This window comes from Embleya sp. NPDC008237 (assembly GCF_042956465.1).
Classification (GTDB): domain Bacteria; phylum Actinomycetota; class Actinomycetes; order Streptomycetales; family Streptomycetaceae; genus Embleya.
In genome coordinates this window covers 690,878-710,503 of record NZ_JBIBGL010000001.1, presented here as the reverse complement: position 1 = coordinate 710,503, position 19,626 = coordinate 690,878, and the positions used below count along the sequence as shown (strand labels likewise).

The 19,626-nt window shown below is 72.6% G+C and carries 14 protein-coding genes; 3 read left to right on the top strand and 11 right to left on the bottom strand.

All coding sequences use genetic code 11. The features are described from left to right. Positions 1-343 precede the first annotated feature (343 nt). On the bottom strand, positions 344-2,464 hold the full coding sequence (locus ACFZBU_RS02885; RefSeq protein WP_391581661.1) for a type IIA DNA topoisomerase subunit B: 2,121 nt from the start codon (positions 2,462-2,464) through the stop codon (positions 344-346). A 385-nt stretch (positions 2,465-2,849) separates the two neighbouring features. Here ACFZBU_RS02885 and ACFZBU_RS02880 point away from each other — a divergent pair, with 385 nt between their 5' ends. Continuing rightward, positions 2,850-3,080, top strand: a complete 231-nt coding sequence (locus tag ACFZBU_RS02880) for a hypothetical protein (protein WP_020555816.1) — start codon at positions 2,850-2,852, stop codon at positions 3,078-3,080. 133 nt (positions 3,081-3,213) lie between these two features. Here ACFZBU_RS02880 and ACFZBU_RS02875 read toward each other — a convergent pair whose 3' ends face one another. The 6 genes from ACFZBU_RS02875 to ACFZBU_RS02850 form a co-directional block, all read right to left on the bottom strand. Continuing rightward, entirely contained in the window at positions 3,214-3,987 is a 774-nt protein-coding gene (locus tag ACFZBU_RS02875) for a S1 family peptidase (RefSeq protein ID WP_391581660.1), read from the bottom strand. A gap of 270 nt (positions 3,988-4,257) precedes the next feature. Then, entirely contained in the window at positions 4,258-5,874 is a 1,617-nt protein-coding gene (locus ACFZBU_RS02870) for an RNA polymerase sigma factor (RefSeq protein ID WP_391581659.1), read from the bottom strand. A gap of 257 nt (positions 5,875-6,131) precedes the next feature. Further along, a complete protein-coding gene (locus ACFZBU_RS02865) occupies positions 6,132-7,769 on the bottom strand; it encodes a SpoIIE family protein phosphatase (protein WP_391581658.1) in 1,638 nt (545 codons plus the stop codon). 215 nt (positions 7,770-7,984) lie between these two features. Then, positions 7,985-8,839: a FadR/GntR family transcriptional regulator gene (locus ACFZBU_RS02860; RefSeq protein WP_360312855.1), complete on the bottom strand. Its 855-nt coding sequence runs from the start codon at positions 8,837-8,839 to the stop codon at positions 7,985-7,987. Between the two features lie 173 nt (positions 8,840-9,012). Further along, a complete protein-coding gene (locus ACFZBU_RS02855; RefSeq protein WP_391581657.1) occupies positions 9,013-9,771 on the bottom strand; it encodes a hypothetical protein in 759 nt (252 codons plus the stop codon). Beyond that, the gene (locus ACFZBU_RS02850) at positions 9,768-11,189 is read right to left on the bottom strand and encodes an ATP-binding cassette domain-containing protein (RefSeq protein ID WP_391581656.1); all 1,422 of its coding nucleotides are present in this window, start codon (positions 11,187-11,189) and stop codon (positions 9,768-9,770) included. The genes ACFZBU_RS02855 and ACFZBU_RS02850 overlap by 4 nt, the downstream gene beginning before the upstream one ends. A 189-nt stretch (positions 11,190-11,378) precedes the next feature. Between ACFZBU_RS02850 and ACFZBU_RS02845 the strand changes: the two genes are divergently transcribed. Then, positions 11,379-11,831 (top strand): hypothetical protein, encoded by a 453-nt coding sequence (locus ACFZBU_RS02845; protein WP_391581655.1) that lies wholly within the window; start codon positions 11,379-11,381, stop codon positions 11,829-11,831. 142 nt (positions 11,832-11,973) lie between these two features. Here the strand turns inward: ACFZBU_RS02845 and ACFZBU_RS02840 are convergent, their stop codons facing one another. The 4 genes from ACFZBU_RS02840 to ACFZBU_RS02825 form a co-directional block, all read right to left on the bottom strand. Continuing rightward, positions 11,974-12,681 (bottom strand): NUDIX domain-containing protein, encoded by a 708-nt coding sequence (locus ACFZBU_RS02840; RefSeq protein WP_391581654.1) that lies wholly within the window; start codon positions 12,679-12,681, stop codon positions 11,974-11,976. 118 nt (positions 12,682-12,799) lie between these two features. Beyond that, complete coding sequence (locus tag ACFZBU_RS02835; RefSeq protein WP_391581653.1) at positions 12,800-14,743, bottom strand: glycogen debranching N-terminal domain-containing protein; 1,944 nt, start codon at positions 14,741-14,743, stop codon at positions 12,800-12,802. A 134-nt stretch (positions 14,744-14,877) separates the two neighbouring features. Then, the gene (locus tag ACFZBU_RS02830) at positions 14,878-15,984 is read right to left on the bottom strand and encodes a DUF4192 domain-containing protein (RefSeq protein ID WP_391581652.1); all 1,107 of its coding nucleotides are present in this window, start codon (positions 15,982-15,984) and stop codon (positions 14,878-14,880) included. A gap of 162 nt (positions 15,985-16,146) precedes the next feature. Further along, positions 16,147-17,127, bottom strand: coding sequence for an aldo/keto reductase (locus tag ACFZBU_RS02825; RefSeq protein ID WP_391581651.1), 981 nt, complete (start codon positions 17,125-17,127; stop codon positions 16,147-16,149). Between the two features lie 192 nt (positions 17,128-17,319). On the opposite strand from ACFZBU_RS02825, the gene ACFZBU_RS02820 reads away from it, so the two are divergent. Next, positions 17,320-19,467: a RecQ family ATP-dependent DNA helicase gene (locus ACFZBU_RS02820; protein ID WP_391581650.1), complete on the top strand. Its 2,148-nt coding sequence runs from the start codon at positions 17,320-17,322 to the stop codon at positions 19,465-19,467. Positions 19,468-19,626 lie beyond the last annotated feature (159 nt).

The following is a 19,626-nucleotide window of genomic DNA, read 5'->3' as shown; positions in this document are numbered from 1 at the left end:
CCGTCCGGTCCGAACCCCCGAGACAGGCGTTCGATGGGACTGGTGTTCAGCATGGGCAGCGGGCGCGGGCCGCACGGCCAGGTTCTGCGCGATTCACCTGTACGGATGAACCGCCGGCACGGCTGCACACCTGGCCCCGCCATGCGTCGTGGAATCGTCTGGCCAACGAGGATCCGAGCCCTGCCGATACGGGATGTGTGACGGTCACACGCCAATGAGTGACATTCGTCCTTCTATCCCAGATATACGGACCATTTGGCCCGGATATGGTGATCATGAAAAAAGCCGGGCCCGAAGGGACGAATCCCTTCGGGCCCGGCGAACGACCGGCAGGTCGGTGTGCTCAGGCGTCGATCCGCGAGCGGTCGAGCAGCGACGCGGAGTTGGTGATGAACTCCTTGCGCGGCGCCACCTCGTTGCCCATCAGCAGGTCGAACACGCGCTCGGCCGCCTCCAGGTCGCCCAGGTTGATCCGGCGCAGCGTGCGGTGCCGGGGATCGACCGTGGTCTCCGCGAGCTGGTCGGCGTCCATCTCACCCAGGCCCTTGTACCGCTGGACCGGCTCCTTCCAGCCGATGCCCTTGCGCTGGTACTCCAGCAGCGTGCGCTTCAGCTCGGCGTCCGAGTACGTGTAGACGTACTTGTCCTGACCCTTCTTGGGCCGGGACAGCTCGATCCGGTGCAGCGGCGGAACTGCGGCGAAGACCCGGCCGGCCTCGACCATCGGACGCATGTAGCGCTGGAAGAGGGTGAGCAGCAGGCAGCGGATGTGCGAGCCGTCGACGTCGGCGTCCGCCATGAAGATGATCTTGCCGTAGCGGGCCTGGTCGATGTCGAACGTGCGTCCGGAGCCCGCTCCTATCACCTGGATGATCGCGGCGCATTCGGCGTTCTTGAGCATGTCCGAGACGGACGCCTTCTGCACGTTCAGGATCTTGCCCCGAATCGGCAGCAGTGCCTGGAACTCCGAGTTGCGCGCGAGCTTGGCGGTGCCCAGCGCCGAGTCGCCCTCGACGATGAACAGCTCGCTGCGTTCGACGTCGTCGCTGCGGCAGTCGGCCAGCTTGGCCGGCAGCGCCGAGGTCTCCAGGGCCGTCTTGCGCCGCTGGGCCTCCTTGTGCTGACGCGCGGCGATCCGGGTGCGGGCCGCGGAGACGACCTTCTCCAGGACGGCGCGCGACTGCGCCTTGTGGTCGCGCCCGGTGGAGGTCAGGAACGCCTTGAGTTCCTTGGACACCACGTTCTGCACGATCCGGGCGGCGGCCGAGGTGCCCAGCACCTCCTTGGTCTGCCCCTCGAACTGCGGCTCGGCCAGCCGCACGGTGACCACGGCGGTCAGGCCCTCGGTCGCGTCGTCCTTGGTGATGTCGTCCTCGGCCACGCGCAGCAGCTTGGTCGAGCGCAGCACGTCGTTGACCGTGCGCCGGAGCGCCTGGTCGAACCCGGCGACGTGGGTGCCGCCCTTGGGCGTGGCGATGATGTTGACGAAGGAGCGCAGGGTCGAGTCGTATCCCGTGCCCCAGCGCAGCGCCACGTCCACGCCCAGCTCGCGCTGGACCTCGGTGGCCACCATGTGCCCCTGCTCGTCGAGCACGGGCACGGTTTCCTTGAAGGTGCCGGAGCCGGTGAAGCGCAGGACGTCGCACAGCGCGCGGTCGGGGGCGAGGTACTCGCAGAACTCGCTGATCCCGCCGGAGTAGTGAAAGACCTGTTCGTCTACTTCGCCCGGATTCGCACCATTACGCTCGTCGCGAACAACGATCGTGAGTCCGGGTACCAGGAACGCGGTCTGCCGGGCCCGCGAGTACAACGATTCCAGGTCGAGCGCGGCGTCCTTGAGGAAGATCTGCCGGTCCGCCCAGTAGCGGACCCGGGTGCCGGACTTGGCCTTGGCGATCTTCTTGATCTTGCGCAATCCGTTACCGGCACTGAACGGAGCGTCCGCACCGAGCGTGGCGAACTCGCCGGGCACGCCGCGGCGGAACGAGATGGCGTGGGTGTGCCCGCCGCGGTCCACCTCGACGTCGAGTCGGGCGGACAGGGCGTTGACCACGGAGGCGCCGACGCCGTGCAGGCCGCCGGAGGCGGCATAGGATCCGCCGCCGAACTTGCCGCCTGCGTGCAGCTTGGTCATGACGACCTCGACACCGGACAGGCCGGTCTTGGGCTCCACGTCGACGGGGATACCGCGACCGTTGTCCCGAACCTCCACCGAGCCGTCAGCGTGCAGGAGCACCTCGATCCGGTCGCCGAAGCCCCCGAGGGCCTCGTCCACCGAGTTGTCGATGATCTCCCACAGACAGTGCATCAGGCCCCGACTGTCGGTGGAGCCGATGTACATGCCGGGCCGCTTGCGGACCGCGTCAAGACCCTCGAGAACGAGGAGATGCCGCGCGGTGTAGTTCGAGTGGTCGGGCTCGCCCGCCAGGAGCGCGGTGGACTGCGCGGTCGTCTGGGCGGTCACGCGGTGCAACTCCTCGCATGTAGTCGCGTAGTCGAATCGCCGCGAACGCGTCGATCCGTACGGCGCGGCGGCGGTGTCCGAGCCCACGAAATCGGGCCCGGTGATCACCCTCGTCGCGCCGGAGAGCAAGGCTACCGGGGCCGGAAGACAGCCCGGCGACGGCTCGCCGCCGCATCCTAGCCGGCATCCGAACACATCTTCGACCACCCGATCGGGTGGCCGGCATGAACCGTACGCGCACAGGGCACGTCCTATGCACAAGGAATGAGTTGCAGAAGGGGTGTGCCGAGAAGCTGTTGAACATGACACGATCACCCCGGGAACGTTCGAGGCTGATTTGATGTTGGACATCGATGAAGGCTTCGTCGAGTAGAGAAGAGGCGACGTGAATTCGGTTCTGACACCCGCCAGTCCGTTGACGGCCGCCGACCGTTGTGATCGGTGCGGCGCCCAGGCATACCTTCGGGTTGTCCTTTCCAGCGGCGGCGAACTGCTGTTCTGTGCGCACCACGCCCGCAAGTTCGAGCCTGAACTTCGGAAGGTGGCCGTGGAGATACAGGACGAGACCGACCGCCTCACGGCGGTCCCCGTTACCGCACCGGACGACGACAACTGACCAGACAGCCGACCCTCTGAGATCCCGACGAGCAGACATCGCGCCGATGGCGGCCACCGCGAGGTGGCCGCCATCGGCGTCTGTCATGGTCACCCACGGGGGCGGCCGGCGCCCGAAAGGCGCGTGATATCCCTCACAATCCGGCGGCATCCCGGATGTCCCGGGCGAACGCGGCGACCCGGGTGTAGACGCCCGGTTTACCCGGCAGGGCACATCCGTCGCCCCACGAGACGATCCCCGCGACCCGGCCGGCCACCAGGAGCGGCCCGCCGCTGTCCGCACTGCATGCGTCCTTGCCACCCTGCCGCTCACCGGCGCACACCATCGCGGCGGCGTCGTACGTCCCGAGCCGCCCGCCCGGGTACGCGGTCCCGCAGGTCGCATCGGACACCAGTGGCACGGTGACCTGTCGCAGTGTCGAGGAGTAGTCGCCGTTACCCGTGGTGTCACCCCACCCGACCACGGTCGAGGCGGTGCCACTCGCATAGACGCTCGCGCCCTGTTCCACCACCGATGCGACGCCGGTGCCGAGCGGCTCGTCCAGGGTGAGCACCGCCCAGTCGCCGGAGATCGAACCCGGATCGAAGGACGGATTCACATACACCTCGCCGACCGCCACCTCGCGGCCCTGCGTGGTGCGCAGGTCGGTCCGGCCCTGGATCACCTTCAGGTCCGGGCGGTCGTCGCGCCTGCCGTTCGCGTCGTACATGCAGTGCGCGGCGGTCAGCACCTTGGTGGGTGCGATCAGCGTCCCGCCGCAGAACTGTCCCGATCGTGCGGAGCCGTACTCGGCCCGACTGGACAGGGCCACCGCCCACGGATAGGTCGCGGTGTCCGCGGGGGTCCCGCCGACCACCACGCGCGGCGGGCCGGAGGGCGTGGCGCCCGTCAGGACTCCCGCCGTCACGACCGCGGCAAGCGCGACCGTCGATCCTCGTCTGTACCGCCGGAAATTGCTGCGTCTGTTCCGCTCGGGCGCTCGCACCATCATGGGGAACCTCTCGCCGGCTACCGTCAGGTAGAGGCCGGTGCCCCAGCGTGGCCGTCCGGAACCCTCGCTCTGCGCGAACGGGTGATTTCCTCGCCGAACGCACACACGCAGGCCCCGGATGGTGTATCCGGGGCCGATGTCGTGCGTCGTGCGGTGCGCCGCGGCCCGCCGGGGCCGCGCCGACGCTCAGTCGAGGTAGTCGCGCAGCACCTGGGAGCGGGACGGGTGGCGCAGCTTCGACATGGTCTTCGACTCGATCTGGCGGATCCGCTCGCGGGTGACCCCGTAGACCTTGCCGATCTCGTCGAGCGTCTTGGGCTGACCGTCGGTGAGCCCGAAACGCATCGACACCACGCCCGCCTCGCGCTCGGAGAGCGTGTCGAGCACCGAGTGCAGCTGTTCCTGGAGCAGGGTGAAGCTGACCGCGTCGGCCGGCACGACCGCCTCGGAGTCCTCGATCAGGTCACCGAACTCGCTGTCGCCGTCCTCGCCGAGGGGGGTGTGCAGGGAGATCGGCTCGCGGCCGTACTTCTGCACCTCGATGACCTTCTCCGGGGTCATGTCCAGTTCCTTGGCCAGCTCCTCCGGGGTGGGCTCGCGGCCCAGGTCCTGGAGCATCTGGCGCTGCACGCGGGCCAGCTTGTTGATCACCTCGACCATGTGGACCGGGATGCGGATGGTCCGCGCCTGGTCGGCCATGGCCCGGGTGATCGCCTGACGAATCCACCAGGTGGCGTACGTGGAGAACTTGTAGCCCTTGGTGTAGTCGAACTTCTCGACCGCCCGGATCAGACCCAGGTTGCCCTCCTGGATCAGGTCCAGGAAGAGCATGCCGCGGCCGGTGTAGCGCTTGGCCAGCGAGACCACCAGGCGCAGGTTGGCCTCCAGGAGGTGGTTCTTCGCCCGGCGGCCGTCCTCGGCGATGATCTCCAGCTCCATCCGGAGCTTGGGTTGCAGCTTGTCGCCGGAGCCGAGCTTGTCCTCGGCGAACAGGCCGGCCTCGATCCGCTTGGCGAGGTTCACCTCCTGCTCGGCGTTGAGCAGCGGGACCTTGCCGATCTGCTTGAGGTAGTCCTTGACCGGGTCGGCGGTGGCGCCCGCGGCGGCGACCTGCTGTGCGGGGGCGTCGTCCTCGTCGTCGGAGAGGATGAAGCCCTTGCTCTCCGGCTCGTCGGGCACCGCGTCCTCGACGACCGCCTCGGGGTCGTCGGGCAACTCCTCGGCGTCGGCGTCGGGTTCGCCGGCCTTGCCGGCGGTCTTCTTGGCGGCGACCTTCTTCGGCGCGGCCTTCTTGGCGACGCCTGCGGCCGCGGTCTTCTTCGCGGCGCTCTTGCGCGGTGCGGCGCTCGCTGCGGGCGGGGTGGGCGCGGCCGCGGCGCTCTCGACCACGGCGGCGCCGGCCGGCGCGGCGCCGGTGTCGGGCGCCGCCGGTTCGGCCGGTGCCGTCACGGTGCCGGCACTGCCGGGGTTGCCGGGATTCCCGGCGCGGTTGGAGACGACGGTCTTGGTCGCGGTCCGCTTGGCAGCGCTCTTGGCGGCCACACTCTTCCGGGTGCGCTTGGGCGCCGCCGAGTCCGCGGCACTGACCATGATGGTCACACCCTCCTGGTCGAGGACCTGGTTGAGGCTGCGCAGGACGTTCTTCCACTGAGTGGCCGGAATCTGGTCGGCCTCGAACGCCTGACGCACCTCGTCGCTGGCGATGTACCCCTGGGTCTCACCCCGCTCGATCAACGACTTCACGTTGACGAATTCGGCGATCTCGGGCGGGAGCGAACGGGATGTGCTGGCCGACACAAACAACCTCTCGACGATCTGGACGGCGTCACGGCCTGGTGCACAGGCAGGCGCCGCCAAGCGAACGACACTCGGGCGGACAGCGTGGTTCCGGCAAACCGATTGCGCTCGGATCAGCGCAGCGGCCTGTTTTGCTATTCCCGAACGGCTGCCACCTTCGTACTCATCGGGCCAGGCGAAGAAGTGTTACGCACCCGTTCGGTGGTGCAGCTCACACGGTTCCCCCTTGCGGCGCGCGCCACACCCTGTGTGAGGGATCCGACTTACGCGTCACCGGTGATCCGCACCCCCAGGATGGTCACGTCGTCGTCTCGATCCCGGTCCCCGAGCAGCCCTTCCAGGATGTCGGTGAGCAGCGCCTCCAGGCCCTCGTTGGTCCCGCGGGCGATCTCCACGAGGTCGGCCAGGCCCTCGTCGAGACCGCGCCCGCGGGTCTCCACGAGGCCGTCCGAGAAGCCGATCAGGATGTCTCCCGGATCGAGTCGGATGGTGTGTTGCGTCCGCCGTTCCGCGACTCCCAGGGGCGTCGACTCCTCGCCGATCTCCACGAGTTTGGCCGTTCCGTCGGCCGAGACGAGCACCACGGGCAGGTGGCCGGCGTCGGCGAGGTCGAGCAGGCCGGTCGCGGGATCCACCACGGCGTACACCAGTGTGGTCAGCGACTCGTCGTCCTCGGTCGCGGTGAACAGCCGGTCCAGGCCGGTGAGTACGGCGGCCGGTTCGGGGTCGGTGAAGGCGAGCGCGCGCAGGGCCGAGCGGACCCGGCCCATGCCGGCCGCCGCGGTCAGGCCCTTGCCGATCACGTCGCCGACCACGATCGCCACCCGCCCGTCCGGCAGTTGGAACACGTCGTACCAGTCGCCGCCGACCTCGAAGTCGGGTGCGCCGGGCAGGTAGCGGAAGCCGAACTCGACGCCGCGCACCGCCGGCAGGCGCTCGGGCAGCAGGCTGCGCTGCAGTGCCACGGCGGTGCGGTGCTCGCGCTCGTACAGCCGCGAGCGCTCGATGGCCAGCGCACACTGGCCCGCGAACGCCTCCAGGAAGATCCGGTCGTCCGGGTCGAACACACGGCCGTCGTCGAAGGTGTAGCGCAGTACGCCCAGCGGGGCGCCGGAGCCGACCAGCGGCAGGATCACCCGGGACGCGCCCGGGCCGTCGTTCGAGGTGTACTGCGCGATGCCGTCGGTCACCGCGGCCACCAACTCCGCAGACCAGTGTGCGGGCAGGCCGCGGCGGCGGGCGACGGTGCGCTGTGCGGGCACGTTCGGCCACGGGTACACCGGCGCGGTCTCGTCCAACAGGTAGGCCTCCGAGCACACGGCGGCGATGCCGGCGCCCAGGTCGCCGACCGCCTCCTCCACCTCGGGCACGCTGAGCGTGCCGGCGATCCGCGCGGTCATCGCCTGGAGTCTGGCGGTCCGCCACTGGCTGGACCGCAGGAGGTCCTCACAGCGCCGCTGCTCGGTGATGTCGCGCACCACCAGCAGGACGCCGATCACCGGACCGGCCTCGTCCACCGGGTCGCGCACCGGCAACCACTGGGATTCGTACGCCCGTTCGCGTCCGTCGGGGCAGGCCGCGCCGACCGGGTCGACCGGGTCGCCGCCGTCGTGGGCGTGGCCCGCGTGGGTCTCCACGTGCGGTTCGCCGCGGGTCAGCACGCGGGAGAGGGCCGCCTCGATCCGGCGGGCCCGGGCCGGCGGATGGACCTCGTCGGGACGTCGGCCGAGCAGGTCCTCGGCCGCACGGCCGGCCAGCCGGGCGAGTGCGCCACTGACCCGCCGACAGTGCAACTGCCGGTCGTAGAAAGCGAATGCCGTCGATCCCTGGCTGGTCAAGGTTGCCAACAGCGCCGCGTCGATCCCTGCGGGCCGCTCGCATCCGACCTTGTCGTCGTTCATTGCCTCACAACCCCACCTGTTGGCAATTCCGGGCCGGCGAGTCAGATATCGAGAGTACGCACGCGAACCCCCTCACCGTGAGTTTTGGCCCGAACTCTCCGTACATCGGATAAGCGGACGGACTCGGACATACGCGCGCCCCCTCGTCGACCCGTGCGTCGGGTCGGCGAAGGGGCGATGCGTGCCTCCCGCGTGGCGCTGTCCCCGGTTGCGGATCAGCCCTCGCGCGGGGCGGGGAACTGGCGGTCCACTTCGGGGTGCACGGCCAGCAGGGAGCGCATGGCGGCCTCGGCGCTCTCGCCGTCGCCGGCGGCGACCGCGTCGACCAGGCGCGCGTGCAGCGCCACCGACGCCTCGGAGAGGTGCTCGCAGCCGGCCACGTGCCCGCCGGACACCTGGAGTGCGGCGGCCAGGATGCTCGCGAGGTGGTCGAGCATCCGGTTGCCCGCGACCTGGAGCAGCAGACCGTGGAACTCCGCGTCGGCGCGGCTGAAGGTCAGCGGGTCGGGCTGGGCGACGGCCCGCTGCATGATCTCCACGACGTCGCCGAGTCGACGGACGATCTCCGGGTGGTTGCGACACGCGGCCATGTGCGCGGCGAGCGGCTCGATGCCCCAGCGCAGTTCGAAGAGTTCACGGCGCTGCGAGTCGCGCTGCGGGCCGCATGCGCGCCACTCGATCACGTCAGGATCGAGCAGGTTCCAGTCGCTCACCGGGCGCACCCGGGTGCCGACGTTGGGCCGGGCGCTGACCAGGCCCTTGGCCTCCAGGACTCGGAGCGATTCGCGCACCACGGTCCGGGACACCTCGAAGCGCTGGCCGATCTCCTCGGGCACCAGCGGGCGTTCGGCGCCCACCTCGCCCGCGACGATCATCTGGCCGAGCTGCTGGACGAGTTGGCCGTGCAGGCCGCGGCCGCGGCCGACGCCGGGTTTGCGCACGGCGCGGGCCGGTTCCAGGTCGGGTCCGTCCCACACGTACGGCCGGCGGGACATCGGGTCGGTGCCGGCGGCGCCCGGCTCGCCGGCGCGGAACGCGTCGGCCGAGCCGCTCGCCGGGGCGTGGGTCATTGTCTGATGGGCAGCGATACTCACGCTCTCCATCTCGGCCTCGAACGGGCCCGGCTTGAGCGGCAAACCCGCTCTCGGCTGAAAAACACACGAAAGGGTGATCTACCTTGCGGGTCGATCGTCCGAAAGTGTGACGTCCGCCGGCCCCGGCCCCACCCGTCCCGGGGTCGGTCCTAAGCCCGTCGGCGGGTGAACGTGATCAACGCGAGGACGGTGAGCACGAGCGTGGTTGCGGCCAGGACCGAGCCGCCGACCATCGGCGACAGGCCGCCGTCGGTGCCGGCGAGCATGCGGTCCGCGGCGCGGAACGGAAGGTAGCGCACGAGGTCCCGGTGCGCCGGCGGGACACCGGCCGAAACGGCCGCCGCGATCAGTCGTTCGGCCCCGGCGGGCAGCGCCGCGGCGGCGATCGCGATCAACGGGGCACCGCGGGACAGCGTGCCGATCGCCAGGCCGAGGACCGCGGCGAGCAGCACGTAGGCGACGAATCCGGCCAGGATCCGCGGTGCCGGGGCCTCGATCGCCGCGGTGTCGGGAAAGGTCGGACCGAATACGGCGCGGGCCGTGCCGACGCTCGCGGCCACCGCCAGGACGGCGACCACGACGGCCGCGAGCGCGGTGCCGACCAGCTTGGCCAGGTACACCCGCCCGCGCCGGGGCAGCGCGAGCAACAGGGTGGGCAGCGCGTCCCGACGCTGCTCGCGCGCACAGGCGAGCGCGGTCGCCAGCATGATCACGGGGATCAATACAGGGGTGCGGCCGGGCCCCGCGGTGACCAGGCGAGCCGCCTCGGCGGAGCCGATCGGGACGGCGCCGGCCTGGCGGGCCGCCACCCATGTCGCGCCGGCGGCGAGCGCGAGCAGGCCCAGGAGGCCCCACCATGTCGTGCGCAGGCTGCGGGCTCGCACGAGTTCGTACCTGATCGCGCTCATGCGCTTCTCACCTCGTCGGTCTGCTCGGCGCGCTCGGTGGAACGCCAGGTGCGGGCGAATCGGCGCCTCGGCGGCAGTGCGGCGGGCGCCTCGTTCGGATCCGGCTCGCCGCTCCGGCCGCTGCCGGTGGCGATCTCGTCGATCGGGCGCGTGTGCGGCGCGACCGGCGTCCGGGGGTTCGGGTCGACGGCGGGGGTGATGCCGGGGTCGATGTGCGACTCGATGACCCGAGGGGCCTCGGGTACGGCCATGGCGGCGGTGTCGCGGCCGGTCGCCGGTGTGGTTGCCGGCGGGGCCTGCGCGTGCTGCCGGGCCGGGTGCGGCTCGGGGTCGGGGCCGGGATCGAACCCCGTCCCGAGCACGGTCGTCGGCGCCGCGCCGGCGAGCGCCGCCGCCGGTGCCGCCGCGCGGACGAACTCGGATCCCGGTCCGACGAGTTCCTCGGTGGGCCGGGTCGTCGGGTCGATCCCGCCCGGGTCGATCCCGGTCGATCGCTCGACGCGGGCGTCCTCGTCCCCGGCGAGCTGCGTCCGCTCACGCCGGCGGGTGATCACATCGGTGAACGCGTCGCCGACGCCGGGCTCGCGTTCGGCCAACTCGTGCAGCAGGATCCCGCCGCGGAAGGCGATCTCGCCGACCCTGGCCCGGTCCGCGCCGGTCACGGTGAGCGTGGTGCCGCCGGAACGGGCGGCGTGCACGCCCTCGGCCTGCAACAGCGCGGACAGTCGGGCCACCTGCGGGGTGCGCACCGAAACGCCGGCCCGTACCCCGCGACGCAGGAAGTCGGCCGCCGATTCGTCCGCGACCAGGCGACCCCGGCTGATCACCAGGACCCGGTCCGCGCAGTGCGCGGTCTCGGCCAGGACGTGCCCGGCGACCAGGACCGTCCGGCCGTCGGCCGCGTAGGCGCGCAGGAAGTCGCGCAGCCAGCGCACTCCTTGCGGGTCCAGACCGCTCGCCGGTTCGTCCAGCACCAACGTGCCCGGATCCCCGAGCAGGGCGCCGGCCAGCCCGAGTCGGCCGAGCGCGCCCGCGGAGAGCACCCGGACCCGGGCGCCCGCCACCGGGGTCAGCCCGACCAGGTCGAGCACCTCGTCCACCCGGCGCGCCGGGATCCGGCCGGCCGCCGCGAGCATCCGCAGGTGCGCCCGCACCCGGCGTCCCGGATGTGCGCCCGCGGGGCCCACGCAGGCGCCGACGCGGGCGGCGGGGCGGCGCAGCCGGCGGTAGCGCCGGCCGTCGTACAGCGTCTCGCCCCCGCCGCGCTCCAGGTCGAGCATCAGCCGCAGGGTGGTCGACTTGCCCGCGCCGTTGGGCCCGAGCAGTGCCGTGACCTTGCCGGGGAGCACGTCGAAGGACAGGTCGTCGACGGCCACGATGCCGCCGTATCTCTTGGTCAGCGCGCGTGTCTGGATCATCGCCATCGCTCCTCGGCACCCCGAATACGGGAGATCTATGGATCTTTGGCAACATACCGGCGAAACCATAATTTTCCCGGCATTTGCCGCCGTATCGGCGAGCTGCGGAAAAGTCCGCCGAACCTGGACAGGCCGCCCGGTCCTGGAGGACCATCGAGAGACCGCCGAGTACCGCCTCTGGAGGTCGGCATGTCTCTTCCCGATCCGGGCGTCCTGGACGCCGTCCGCCGCAGGCGGGGCGACCTCGACGACGCGTTGTTGATCGTTCGTGACGGTCTGGTCGCCGACCCGGCGGGCCCGCGCCGGGTGGCCGCGCTGTGCGCGGGGCTGCGGCAGTTGCGGGCCGACCTGTACGAACATGTCGCGGTCACCGAGGGGCCGGGCGGTCTCTACGACGAGGTGCGCCGCGCGGATCCCAGGTTCGAACCCGCGGTGTGGCGGCTGCGGGGTGAACACACCCGGCTCGGCCTGCTCTTGGACGACCTCCTGGCGGGCATCGCACACCAACCGCAGGGCGTCGCGGGTTGGCCCACTCTGCGCCCGCAGGTGGTGGAGCTGCTCACGCTGCTCGGTCGCCATCGCAGCCGGGACGCGCAGCTCGCATACGACGCGGGCGGCCTCGATCTGGGCGGCCAGGACTGACCGAACAGCCGCCCGGCACCGACGCGGAGCGGCGATCCCAGGACGGCGGGCAGCGGGCAACGGCAGCGTCGGCGGCAGGCAGTGCGGGCACCGGGCGGCGGACTTCGGGCAGCGCCGAAGAGCGTGGCCGCGGCCGGGTCGGTCAGGCCTCGGGGCGCAACATCGGCGGGTTGAGCTTCTCCGCGGAGCCGCGGCGGAACAGTTGGGCCGGCCGGCCGCCCTGTCGGGTGGTGGTGCCACCGGTGGGCACCAGGAAGTCGGGCGTGCCGGTGACCTTGCGGTGGAAGTTGCGCGGGTCCAGGGCCACGCCCCACACCGCCTCGTAGACCCGGCGCAGCTCGCCGACGGTGAACTCCTCCGGGCAGAACGCGGCGGCCAGCGAGGAGTATTCGATCTTGGAGCGGGCGCGCTCGACGCCGTCCTCCAGGATGCGCCCGTGGTCGAAGGCCAACCGGCTGCCGTCGCCGAGCAGTTCGCCGACCGAGGACCAGCGGGCGCCGGCCGCGTCGCCGCCGGGGCGCGGGGCGGGCAGATCCGGGGCCAGGACCAGGTAGGCCACGCTGACCACGCGCATCCGGGGATCGCGGCCGGGGTCGCCGAACGTGGCGAGCTGCTCCAGGTGCACCGGCAGCCGGTCCAGGCCGGTCTCCTCGGCGAGTTCGCGTGCCGCGGCGGCCTCCAGGCCCTCGCCCTCGCGCACGAAGCCGCCGGGCAGCGCCCATGCGCCCTGGAACGGCGGTTCGCCCCGGCGGATGGTCAAGGCGCTCAGCGCGTGCTCGCGCACCGTGAGGACGACGAGATCCACGGTGACTCCGAAGGGCGGAAAGAGCGAGGTCTCGGAGCGCGGCATGGGGCGATCCTAGTGCCCGGAGGGCACTAGCTGTCTGGCTGACGATAAAACGGATTCCCGATCGCTCGGCATACCCCGCGCATGCGGGTGGTGGCGTCGCGTCACCGGACGGTCGGGTTCAGATCGCCAGTTGCATGCCTTCCGCCGCCTCCTCCACGATCGCCTGCCCCGCCCGATTGACCCGCACCGTGAACGGTTCGCCGGCCACGCACAGGTCGCGCAGTTCGAGTTCGCCGATGTCCAGCGGGCCGGCCGGGCGCACGGTGACCCGGCCGGCCGGGACGTCCGGCCGAATCCCGGCGAAGGCCACCAGCACCGGCAGGATCGCCCCTGCCGCGCGCGCCAGCGGCCGGCAAGCCAGGGGGTGGGCCACCGGAGCGTGGCCCTCCGCGCGCTGTTCGCCCGCGTGCATCTCCGGCATTCGGTACTGGAACCACGGTGCGGCGTGCAGCAAACCGGCGAACAGCTGTTGTGCGGCGTCGAGATGGCCCGCGTCGGCGAGTCCGGCCGCGGCCACGCACGTGTCGTGGGCGCGCACCACGCCGCCTCGGACGGCGAGCGGGTGGTAGCCGGGCATCCGGGCCGAGGTGCCGCGCAGCCCCCAGCCGCAGTCCAGGTCGGGGGCGGTCAACCGGCGGGCCACCGCCCGATTGCCGGTGTCGTCCAGGATGCCGCTGCCGGGCAGGTGCGCCATCGCGGACGAGGCCACGGTGATCGGTCGGCCGGCGGGATCGAGCGCCGCCGCGTAGTACTCCCCCGCCGCGTCCTCGGCGCGAAACGCCCGGCGGAAGGCGACGCCGAGTTGCTCGGCCCGCTCGCGCAGTGCCCCCGCGCCCGGCAGGCCGTGCGCGTCCAGCAGCGCCGCACCGTGCCGCGCGGCCTGGTAGGTCTGCGCCTGGAGCTCGCACGGCGCGGGCCCCCCAGGGCCGAGCCGAACGAAGTCGTTTGGCCGCTCGCCCATCGTGCGGGACAGGTGTCCCAGCGCACGGCCGAGCGCGGGCAGCAGCGCGTCGGCCTCGGCGGCGGGCAGTCCCCAGCGCCAGGCCTCGCCGAACAGCGTGACGAACAGCGCGGTCGAACCGGCGCAGTCGTAGCGGTCCGGTTCGCCGGCCCGGCCCAGGGTGTGCGGGATCCGCCCGGGGTCCTCGCCGCCGCGCGGCTGCGCGCGCACGCCCTGGCGTGCGGCGAGCAACCGCAGCACACCGCCGGCGAATCGGGTGCCCAGCGGCAGCAACATCCGGGCGGTCCACAGCGCGTCGCGCCCGGTGGGGGCCAGTTGCCACGGCGCGCCGGCCACGGGCAGCGGCGCGGTCGGCAGCTCGGGATCGGGGACCACGAGCAGCGCCCGCAGGTCGCGCAGCCCCTGGTCGAGCCAGGCCGCGACCCGCATGTCGTCGCAGCGCACCCGCGGCTGCGCCCACGGCGGCCCGCCGGAGAAGGCGCGTGCACCGGGTCGGCCGGGAGCCGGTTCGGCGACCACCCGCAGTTCGACCGCCCACGAGCGGGCCGGCTCCAGCTCGACGTCCCAGCGCAGCGTGGCGGTTCCGGCCAGCGCGGTGTCCGGCGCGGGCTCGGCGCTCGCCCGCACGCTCGTCCCGTCCGGTGCGCTCCAGCCCAGACCGGCCGCGGCGACCCGGGCCGGCAGCTCGGGTGGACGGTGTCCGGCCCGCAGCGCGTCGAGCGGGATCAGGTCGGTGCCCAGGGCCAGTTCGACCGGGAAGCGCAACGCCCGGCGCCCGGTGTTGCGCAGCACGAGCCGCTCCCGGCCGGCGGCGTGGCGGGTGCGCTCGATCACCAGACCCGGATCGGGCGAGCCGTCCGCGGTGAATCGGCGCATCGCGAGGTAGCGCACGGTGTAGGCCGCGACCACGTGTCCGGACAGCGGTTCGGGCTCGGTGCCGCCGATGGTCAGCACGATCCGCGAGAGGATGCGCCGCCCGTCGTGGTAGATGCCCTGCACGCCGTGCCCGCGCAGTTGCCCGTCGAGCCCACTGATCGCCATGCCCGGCGCGTCCACGCAGACGAGCGCGTCGTGCGCGACGGGATGTGGGGTCGTGCTCACGCTCACCGCTCTCGTCTCCCGCTTCCTCGTGGGCCCCGCGCGGGCGGGGCTCGGGCTCTCCCGCGGCAAGGCCGGCCGCGGTCCGCCCCGCCGTCGACCGGTCGGTCGACATGTGGCCCCCGGCCCCCCAACGGTCACGGCGCCCGGTTGGTCACGGCATCGCGGAAGATCCTTCGGCGCACCTCGGCCGCGCTCAGCGGGCTGTTGATCGCCGAGTGCAGCAGCCGTGCCATCGTGTATCCGGCGTCGGCCCGCAACGCCCGGGTCACCGCGACCCGGGCCAACACCCCGTCGCCGATCGTCCACGCGGCCCATGCGGCCAGGGTGAGCGGCGGCGCGGAGGCGGGCGCGAAGGCCCGGCGGGCCAGCGCGGTCCACAGCGTGAGCAGGGCCGGGTCGTCGGCGTCGCCCGGCTGTTCGCCGTGCCAGCCCATCACCTCGTCGCGCACCCGGGAATCGCCCAATCCGAGCACCAGCCGCGCCGCCTCGGCCGGTTCGATCGTGGTGTCGCCGGCCCGGAACCGTGTCCGGTGACCGGCCAGTGCGGTCAGCGTGCGCCGCGCCGCGAACCCTTCGGGTTCGGCCCGCACGCTCTCGTACGCCCGCAGCATCAGCTCGCGCATCGCGTACTCCGGCGGCCGGAAGCGGCGCACCAGATCGGCCAACGACACCGGCTCGGGCAGTCCCGCCCAGACCGCCGTCGCGGCGACCGTCGAGCTGCGCTCGGTGCGCAGCGGGGTGCCCTCGGTCGGACAGCACCGGGCATCCGTACAGCCGTAGGACCACCAGCGCTCGGCGGTCACGCACACCGCCTCGCGCACCTCGATCGTATGCGTGCCACACGCGCGGGCGATCGCCGCGTGCAGCGGCCGCAATCGCTCGACGGCCGCCGCCGACCCGTCCTCGGGCGCCGTGCCTTCCGTGACCGGCGCCGTCGCCTCGGCGCCGTCCGGATACATCGCCACGGCCACGCCGCGCGCGCCGGTGCGCACCAGCAGTCGGGCGAAGTGCCGGGCGGCGGGCTCGAAATCGGCCGGCGGCGGCAGGTCGTGCCGCAACACCGGGCCGACCCGGCTGCGCTCACCGGGCAGGATGCCCAACAGCACCACGCTGTCGGTGGGCCGCACCCCGATCAGATACGGCACCGCCTCCACCAGGTCCGCGGGCGAGCGCACCCGCAGCACGGACTGCGGGGACATCGCCACGAAGGGGGCGCGGTCGAAACCATCGGTGTCGTTCATGCGGCGAGCCTGCGCCCGCCCGCGACCCGAGCCCGGCACGGGCCGACGGCCGGTGCACGACTCGGGCGCTGTGCGCACACAGCTTGACGAACCAGGTCGAACCCACCCGATTCTCCACTCTCGGCGGCCGCACCCGTCGGGCCACCGGCCGGCCCGTGCGCGTCAATGCACCGGCGCACTCCGCGACTCGTCCCGTGCGCGTGAACGCAGCGCGTCCAGACCCCGAAGCGGTGCGAAGACCTCCGCCTGTGCCGTCAGCGCCCGGTACTCGTCCTCACCCAGTTCGATCTCCGCCGCCGCCACGTTGTGTTCCAGTTGCTCGATCGTGGAGGCCCCGGGAATGGCCACCACCGGCCCCCGATGCAGGGTCCACGCCAACGCGATCTGTGCGGGCGTCGCGTCGTGTGCGACGGCCACCTCGCGCAACAGCTCCAGCAGCGGGCCGGCCCGGCGCAGATTCTCCGGCCGGAACAGCGTCGTGTGCGCACGGAGCCCGGCCGGCCGGTTGTACTCGTCGTAGCGCGAGCCGAGCAGGCCTCGGGCCAGCGGGCTGTGCGCGATCACCAGGCGCCGATTGTGTTCGGCCCACGGCACCAGATCGCGCAGCGGTCCGGGCGCCGCGAGGCTGAACTCGACCTGGTCGGAGAGCACCCGTCGACCCAGCGCGTGCTCGGCCCGGCGCCACCGGGCGAGGTCGTGGTTGCTCACCCCGACCTCCTCGACGATCTTCTCGTCCTGGAGTTCGCCGAGCGCGTGCATCATCACGTCGATCGGCACCAGCGGATTGGCGACATGGGCCTGGTACAGCGGGATCCGGTCCAGGCCCAACCGGGCCATGCTGCGATACGCCCGACCGCGCAGCACGGGGGTGGTCGGCAGCGCCGGCACGAACTTGGTGGCCACCACGACCCGGTCGGCGTCCGCCCCCAGCGCCTCGCCCAGGATGCGTTCACCGCGCCCGAGCCCATAGATCTCGGCCGTGTCGAACAGGGTCACCCCCAGTTCCAACGCCCGGCCGACCAGGGCATGGGCGGTCACCGACGCGTACGCGTCGCCGTAGCCCCACACCCGTGAGCCGAACTGCCACGTGCCCAGTCCGATCCGACCCACCGGGGGAAATCCGTCCACTTCGAGGTAGCGCACGTCGCGCCTCCGTCGCCGTAGGGGTTTCGGTCCCTTCCACCATCGCGCGCCGACCGCCCGCCGGCCAGGGTGTCCCGCGTGCCCCGAGCCACCCGGGCGGCTCGGGGCCGCGCCGCGCAGGCAACACGTTTCTGCACAAATCGCCCCGGCCTGCTTTTCGCGATGTCGCCGCCGGCGACTACAAAGGGAGGCATGACCGAGGACCGCTCCACCGCCCCCGATGCCCGCCCCGCCCCCGCGACGGACCTGCGCACCCGCGCCGACGCCGTGTTGCGGGACCTGGCGGGCGGCGACGCGCGGCTGCGCGAGGACCAGTGGCGCGCGGTCGAGGCGCTGGTCGCCCACCGTCGCCGGGTCCTGGTGGTGCAGCGCACCGGCTGGGGCAAGTCCGCGGTCTACTTCGTGGCCACCGCACTGCTGCGCGAGCGCGGCGCGGGCCCCACCGTGATCGTCTCGCCGCTGCTGGCCCTGATGCGCAACCAGGTCGACGCGGCAGCCCGCGCCGGGATTCGGGCCCGCACCATCAACTCGGCCAACGTCGACGACTGGGACGCGGTGCAGGCCGAGGTGGCCGAGGGCGTCGTGGACGTGCTCCTGGTCAGCCCCGAGCGGCTGAACAACCCCGACTTCCGGGACAACGTGCTGCCCAAGCTGGCCGCCACGACCGGCCTGCTCGTGGTCGACGAGGCGCACTGCGTGTCCGACTGGGGACACGACTTCCGTCCCGACTACCGCCGGCTGCGCACCCTGTTGGAGGAGCTGCCGACCGGCGTACCGGTCCTGGCCACCACCGCGACCGCGAACGCGCGGGTGAGCGCCGACGTGGCCGAGCAACTCGACCCGGCCGGCGACGCGCTGGTGCTGCGCGGCACCCTGGACCGGGAGAGCCTCTCGCTCGGCGTGCTGCGCCTGCCCGACGCGGCCGACCGGCTGGCCTGGCTGGACACCCACCTGCCCGAGCTGCCGGGCTCGGGCATCGTCTACACACTGACCGTGGCCGCCGCCGAGGAGGTCACCGCGTTCCTGCGCTCGCGCGGGCACGCCGTCGCGTCCTACTCGGGCCGCACCGAGGACGCCGAGCGCCGGGTCGCCGAGGCCGACCTGCTGGCCAACCGGGTCAAGGCGCTCGTGGCCACGTCGGCGCTGGGCATGGGCTTCGACAAGGGCGACCTGGGCTTCGTCGTGCACCTGGGCGCCCCGCAGTCGCCGATCGCCTACTACCAGCAGATCGGCCGGGCCGGGCGCGCGGTGGAGCGGGCCGACGTACTGCTGCTGCCCGGGCGTGAGGACGAGGCGATCTGGCGCTACTTCGGCTCGCTGGGCTTCCCCGCCCGCGAGCAGGTCGAGCGCACGCTGGCCGCCCTGGAGGGCGCCGGTCGCCCGCTGTCCACGCAGGCCCTGGAACCCCTGGTGGACCTGCGCCGCAACCGCCTGGAGCTGATGCTCAAGGTGCTCGACGTGGACGGCGCGGTCCGGCGCGTGCGCGGCGGCTGGACCGCGACCGGCCGTCCCTGGGAGTACGACGCCGAGCGCTACGCGCGAGTGGCCGCGGCCCGCGAGCACGAGCAGCAGTCGATGCGCGACTACCAGGCCGACGGCACCTGCCGGATGGAGTTCCTGCGCCGCTGCCTGGACGATCCGAACGCCGCCCCGTGCGGGCGCTGCGACACGTGCGCGGGGCCGCGCCACGACGCGCGGGTGGATCCGGCCTCCCGGGACGCGGCGCGCGCGGCGCTGGGCCGGCCGGGCGTGGAGGTGGAACCGCGCCGGATGTGGCCCACCGGCATGGCGGTGGCCGGCGTCGAGCTCAAGGGCCGCATCCCGGACCGCGAACAGGCCGCCGCCGGCCGGGCCCTGGGGCGCTCCTCGGACATCGGGTGGGGCAACCGGCTGCGGCCGATCCTGGCTCCCGGCACTCCCGACGGGCCGATCCCGGACGCCGCGTTCGACGCAGTCGTCCAGGTCCTGGCCGCCTGGGGGTGGCAGCGCCGACCCGGCGGCGTGGTGACCATCGCCTCGCACACGCGCGGCGCACTGATCGACAGCCTCGGCGAACGGCTTGCCGGCGTCGGCCGACTCCCCTGGCTCGGCCGGGTCGAATACGCACCCGGTGCGGGTGGTCCGGCGCCGCGCAGCAACAGCGCGCAGCGCCTGCGTGCGATCGCCGACGCGTTCGTGTTGCCCGAGGCACTCGCCGAACGGGTGGCCGCCCTGGACGCGCCGGTCCTGCTCGTCGACGACCGCACCGACACCGGGTGGACGCTCACCGTGGTGGCTCGCCTGCTGCGCCGGGCCGGCGCCCCCGAGGTGTTGCCCCTGGTGCTCACGATGGAGGGGTGACCGGCTCCGGCCGACCCCGCGCCGTCACGCGAACGTATCGAATGATCACATGTACGTGTTGCCGAGTTCGCGGGCGTCACGCAAGAATCGACAAGGCGTTCCCTTCACATTCCCGTGCGGGCCCCTCGGCGCCGCTCCGCCGCGAGCCGCCCGCAGTCG